Source organism: Enterobacter cloacae complex sp. 677-3DZ2D5B (genome assembly GCF_004136695.1).
GTDB classification, from domain to species: domain Bacteria; phylum Pseudomonadota; class Gammaproteobacteria; order Enterobacterales; family Enterobacteriaceae; genus Enterobacter; species Enterobacter hormaechei_C.
The window spans coordinates 8,804-11,530 of the sequence record NZ_QFLS01000031.1 but is presented as its reverse complement, the minus strand read 5'-3'; the positions used below and the strand labels follow the sequence as shown (position 1 = coordinate 11,530).

Annotated in this window: 3 protein-coding genes; all 3 read left to right on the top strand. The window is 53.5% G+C overall.

Annotated features, from left to right (window positions below):
- Positions 1–52: 52 nt before the first annotated feature.
- Positions 53–1,324, top strand: a complete 1,272-nt coding sequence (locus DD597_RS24780; protein ID WP_039267241.1) for a Y-family DNA polymerase — start codon at positions 53–55, stop codon at positions 1,322–1,324.
- A gap of 78 nt (positions 1,325–1,402) precedes the next feature.
- Positions 1,403–1,654 carry a type II toxin-antitoxin system Phd/YefM family antitoxin gene (locus tag DD597_RS24775; RefSeq protein WP_004118488.1) on the top strand — a complete coding sequence of 84 codons (252 nt, stop codon included), beginning with the start codon at positions 1,403–1,405 and terminating at the stop codon, positions 1,652–1,654.
- 53 nt (positions 1,655–1,707) lie between these two features.
- Positions 1,708–2,013 (top strand): hypothetical protein, encoded by a 306-nt coding sequence (locus DD597_RS24770; protein ID WP_075253047.1) that lies wholly within the window; start codon positions 1,708–1,710, stop codon positions 2,011–2,013.
- Positions 2,014–2,727 lie beyond the last annotated feature (714 nt).

Sequence of the window (2,727 nt, the reverse complement as noted above, 5' to 3'; positions counted from 1 at the left end):
TCTGATTTATTCAACAAAGCCCCTTCATTCATAAAACCCGGAGGGCAGACTGATGTTCGCCCTGGCAGACGTCAACTCCTTCTACGCCAGTTGCGAGAAGGTTTTCAGGCCGGATTTGCGCGGCAAACCTGTCGTCGTTCTCAGTAACAACGATGGCTGCGTTATTGCCCGGAGTGCTGAAGCCAAACGGCTGGGTATAAAGATGGGAACCCCCTGGTTCCAGCTCAAAGAGGCGCAGTTTCCTGAAAAATTGTACGTTTTTTCCAGCAACTACGAGCTCTACGCGAGCCTGAGTAACCGTGTGGTCGCCCTGCTGGAAGAGCTGTCGCCCCGCGTCGAACAATACTCAATTGACGAATGTTTCCTGGATGCCCGGGGAATTGGCCACTGTATGGATCTGGAGGATTTTGGCAGGCAGCTGCGTGGGCATGTTCTCAGTGGAACCGGACTGACGATCGGTGTCGGCTTCGGCGCCACAAAAACACTGGCCAAATCGGCGCAGTGGGCGTCAAAGGAATGGCCACAATTCAGTGGGGTGCTGGCGCTGTCGCCCGAAAATCCACGCAGAACGGCAAAATTACTCAGCCTGCAGCCGGTGGAAGAAATCTGGGGCGTAGGGAACCGGATAGCGAAAAAGCTGCACGTTATGGGGATCACCACTGCCCTGCAGCTGTCGCTGACGAACCCTACATTTATCCGGAAAAACTTCAACGTAGTGCTGGAGCGCACGGTACGTGAGCTGAACGGCGAGAGCTGCATTTCGCTGGAGGAAGCGCCGCCGCCGAAACAGCAGATTGTCTGCAGGCGCAGCTTCGGGCAGCGGATCACCACCTACGAAGAAATGCGCCAGGCCGTCTGCCAGTATGCCGAGCGCGCGGCGGAAAAGTTGCGCGGTGAGCGACAGTACTGCCGGCATATCAGCACCTTCATCAAGACATCCCCTTTTGCGGTTAATGAGCCGTATTACGGTAACGTGGCCACGGAAAAACTGAACACCCCTACCCGTGACACCCGGGACATTATCGCGGCAGCGGTCAGGTCTCTGGACAGGATCTGGCTCGATGGCCACCGCTACGCAAAAGCGGGGATAATGCTCAATGATTTCAGTCCGAACGGCGTCGCGCAGCTGAATCTGTTCGATGACGTGCAGCCACGGCCGCACAACGATGCGCTGATGAAGGTACTCGACGGCATTAATCATTCCGGACTCGGGAAAGTCTGGTTTGCCGGACGGGGTATTGCGCCGGACTGGCAGATGAAACGGGAGATGCTGTCACCGGCATATACCACCCGCTGGAAGGAGCTGCCGGTTGCCCGTTTCTGACCGTCGAAATGACAGACGGGACTTGCCGCAAGAGCTTACTTTACCGATCATACAGATGACTTGTCTCAGGGGGGAACCATGACAAATATCATTCTGTGTGATGTGACTGCCAGCATCAGCGAACTTAAAAACGATCCGGTGGCCACCGCCAGTGCCGGCGGCGGCTACCCGGTCGCGATTATTGACCGCAACCGCCCTGTTTTTTATTGTGTGCCCGCGGCTCTGTATGAACAAATGCTCGATGCGCTGGACGAAAAAGACCTGGTGCAATTGATAACAGAACGTCAAAACCAGCCGCTGCGTGAAGTGGATCTCAATCAGTATCTGTGATGTGCTCCGGTGCGAGGAGCAAGGAATGTATTAAATCAATATTAAGGAACAATATGGGTAGCAAAATCGCAGGTGTGGTTTTCTTATTCTTCTCTGTCTGGGGAATGGCTTCAGTGATTGAATTGCAGTACTGGCGTAACGCTGATACCTATCCTGTCTGGCTGACAAAACATCTCCGGATCTCTCCCGAAAATAACGAAAAGAGCCTGATAAGGATAGGAATGGAAACCTTTGACAAGGTATGTGGTGATAACAGGGGCCTCCTTGCCGTCACCCAAAAACAAAACGGTATGTTTATGCGCTGTAATGATTCCCCCGGATTTTTTTCATGGTTCAGCGGCGTTTACAAAGTCAGTTAATCAGATAACGTGTTGGACTTTCAATATGTTACCCACACGGTTATCCCCAGTTACTGTGAATAATCAATATATTGTGTCTCAGACAGCTGCTTTTTCTACCATATGTTGTGTCCCTGATATCCCCTCGGACGGCGTGACAAACGACATCACACTGGAGACGCTGATGACGGGACCATGTTCATCCAGGGTCGTAAGAACGGCCGGGACTGGTTACCGTCCGGACGAAGGACCGGCCAACGCGCAGCGGCGGCAGCTGGTTTTAAAAATGCTGGCGGAAATTTAAAATTAAGCCTCACACCCCGCGAAATTTTGCAAATTTCACTCAACATGCTTCGTTCAGATCCCAACAGAGCTTTCACCATCACCTGTAATAGCCGCCCTGCTGCGTGATTACTCCGCTCAACAGGTTGCTGGCGACAAGCCAATACCTGTTCGTGACAGGCATTGCTTAACCGTTGTCCCAAACTAATAATGTGCCGACGATGCAGGTGGGACCGTGGTCCCAGGCAGATTACCTGACCGACGATGCAGGTGGGACCGTAGTCCCAGGCAGATTACCTGACCGATGACGCAGGTGGGACCGTGGTCCCAGACAGATAACCTGACCGACGACGCAGGTGGGACCGTGGTCCCAGACAGATAACCTGACCGATGACGCAGGTGGGACCGTGGTCCCAGACAGATAACCTGACCGATGACGCAGGTGGGACCGTG